3 protein-coding genes are annotated in these 2,962 nt (G+C 74.9%); all 3 read left to right on the top strand.

The window, feature by feature from the left end; all coding sequences use genetic code 11:
* Positions 1–1,427 (top strand): S8 family serine peptidase (locus Q1N79_RS01310; protein WP_300603095.1); only part of this gene is annotated, 1,427 nt, incomplete at its 5' end.
* Positions 1,424–1,744: an MGMT family protein gene (locus Q1N79_RS01315; RefSeq protein ID WP_300603097.1), complete on the top strand. Its 321-nt coding sequence runs from the start codon at positions 1,424–1,426 to the stop codon at positions 1,742–1,744. The genes Q1N79_RS01310 and Q1N79_RS01315, both read left to right, overlap by 4 nt.
* Before the next feature lie 92 nt (positions 1,745–1,836).
* Positions 1,837–2,962 (top strand): ATP-dependent helicase (locus Q1N79_RS01320; RefSeq protein ID WP_300603099.1); only part of this gene is annotated, 1,126 nt, incomplete at its 3' end.

Here is a 2,962-nt window from a genome sequence, read left to right on the forward strand (position 1 = left end):
CTGCCGCGACCGCACTGCCCGGGGACGCCGGGATGCTAGCCGGGACACTGGCCGGGACGCCGGCCGGGACGCTGGCCGCACGCGGGTGCAAGGCCGTGCTCGCCGTGGGCCTGGCGGCCGCCGTCACGCTCATGCCGGCTGCCGCGCGGGCGGCGCCCTCCGACGCCGTCCCCGGCATCCAGCAGTGGGTGCTGGACATGCTCGACGTGCCCGCCGCGTGGAACGTGACCCAGGGCAAGGGAGTCATCGTCGCCGTGATCGACAGCGGCGTGGACCCGTACGTCACCGACCTCGCCGGGAACGTCATCACCGGTCCGGACCTGACCGGACTGAGCACCCCGGAGGGCAACTCCAACTGGGGCCAGCACGGAACCTGGATGGCGTCGATCATCGCCGGGGACGGCGACGACGGGATCATCGGGGTCGCGCCCGAGGCGAAGATTTTTTCCGTCCGCGTGATACCCGACAAGAACGACCCCGGCTACCCCAAGTACGAGAGCGAGCCCGAGTCGCGCATCCAGCAGTCGCTGGCCGCTGGCATCATGGACGCCGTAAAGCGCGGCGCGCAGGTGATCAGCATGTCGATCGGGGATTTCCCGTCGAGCGCCGTGGTGCGCGCCGCGCTGCAGTACGCCTTCCTGCACGGCGCGGTGCTCGTGGCCTCCGCGGGAAACTCGGGCGAGGACGACGAGCGCAGTGACCCCGGCTACGCCCCGGTGTCGTTCCCGGCGAACTACCCGGGGGTGCTCGGCGTGGCGGCGGTCAACAGCTCAGGCGCCGCCGCCGGCTTCTCGAGCAACAACCTGTCGGTCCAGGTCGCCGCGCCCGGGGTGAATGTTCCCGCCCAGGGGCGGGACGACCTGTACTGGATGGTCGACGGGACCAGCCCGGCGTGCGCGCTGGTAGCGGGAGTGGCCGCGCTGATCAAGTCGGAATACCCGGGCCTGCCCCCGGCCCTCGTGGACGAGGCGCTGACCACCACGGCGGGCAACGTGGCGCGGGGGGGCTACAACCCGCGCACGGGCTTCGGCACGGTGAACGCCGCGGCGGCGCTGACCGCCGCGGGCCGGCTGGCCAAGGTGCACGCCGCGGGCTCGCAGGTCGCCCGGTCGGCGAGCTTCGGGGGCGGGCCGGCCGCCGTTCCGGCCGCTCCGGTGGCCCCGCGGGGTGTCGGGCAGCTTGTCCTTTTCGCGATGCTGGCGCTCCTGTCGCTGGCGCTCGTGGCGGCGGCCAGCGCGTGGTTCACCGTCATGCGCCGGTCGCCGGAGGGAGCGCACGCGGCGCATCCCCGGCCGGCCGGGGGCGCCCCTGGGCACGCCGCCGGCGGCTACGCGCCAGGTTACGGCCCGCCCTACCAGCCCTACCAGCAGGGAACGGGCTACGGCGCGCCCGGCCCGGAGCCCGGCGCGCGGGATGACCCCTGGTGAGCGCACCCGGGGATCCGGTCGATGAGTACTCCGCCCGGGTCCTCGACGTGGTGGACGCGATCCCGCCAGGTCAGGTCATGTCCTACGGCGACATCGCCGAATACCTCGGCGCCGGCGGCCCCCGCCAGGTCGGCAGGGTCCTCGCCGCGTACGGCGGCGGCGTCGCCTGGTGGCGGGTGATCCACGCCGACGGAACGCCACCGCCGGGTCACGAGACCGCCGCGCTGGCGCATTACCTGGCCGAGGGGACGCCGCTGCGTTCGGCCCGTCCGCCGGTGCGCGTCGACATGCGCCGGGCCCGCTGGGCCGGGCAGTAGCCGGGGCGCCGCTAACGGCGGCCGGCCGGCCGCGCGGTCGCAAGGCGGGTTTGCCCGTCGAATGTCAGAGGTCCGTGCTGAAATCAATCCTGATGAACGGTTACCGGCTTGTCCGGCGCCCCGACACCGGCCCCGAGGCCGGCCCCGAGGCCGGCCCCGACACCGGCCCTGGGGCCGGTGTCGCCGGCCTGCGCCTGGACGAGGCACAGCAGAGCGTGGTCGACCACAAGGGCGGCCCGCTGCTCGTGCTCGCGGGCCCCGGCACCGGCAAGACCACCACGATCGTGGCGGCGGTCGCGGACCGCATCGAGCGGCGCGGCGTCGCACCGGACCGCATCCTCGTGCTGACGTTCAGCAGGAAGGCGGCGGGGGAGCTGCGCGAGCGGATCACCGCGCGGTTGCGGCGCACCACGTCAGAGCCGCTCGCGCTGACCTTCCACAGCTACGCGTACGCGCTGGTCAGGAGGGAGTTCGTGCTGGCGGGCGACCAGCCGCCCCGGCTGCTTTCCGCGCCCGAGCAGCTGCTGGAGATACGCCGGATGCTGCGCGGGGAGGTGGCCGACGGCGGCCTGAGCTGGCCTGACCGCCTCAGGCCCGCCCTGGCCACCCGCGGGTTCGCCGAGGAACTGCGGGACGTGCTGATGCGCGCCGCCGAGCGCGGCCTGGACGGCAAGGCGCTGCGCCAGCTCGGCCGGCAGTGCAGGCGAGACGACTGGGTGGCGGCGGGGGCGTTCCTTGACCGGTATTCGGCCCGCTTCGACCTCGCCCCTGTGCCCGCCTACGACTACGCCGAGATCGTGCGGATCGCCGCGGCGCTGCTCAGCCGCCAGTCGACCCGCCAGCGCGAGCGCGACGCCTACGACGCCGTGTTTGTCGACGAGTACCAGGACAGCGACCCGGCGCAGGAGTCGCTGCTGCTCGCGCTGGCCGGCGACGGCCGGGACCTGGTCGCGGTCGGCGACCCGGACCAGTCGATCTACGCGTTCCGCGGCGCGGACGTGCGCGCCCTGACCAGTTTCCCCGACAGGTTCCGCACCCCTGACGGCTCCCCGGCCCCCGTGGTGGCGCTGCGCACCTGCCGCCGCGGCGGCCCGGTGCTGCTCGCCGCGTCCCGCCGGATCGCCCGCCGGCTTCCGCCCGGCGGCGGCGCCGCGACCTCGCCCCACCGCCGCCTCCTGCCGCTCCCGCACGCGGCGCCGGGTGAGGTGCGGATCCTGG

The organism is Trebonia sp., from assembly GCF_030042015.1.
Taxonomy (GTDB): Bacteria; Actinomycetota; Actinomycetes; order Streptosporangiales; family Streptosporangiaceae; genus Trebonia.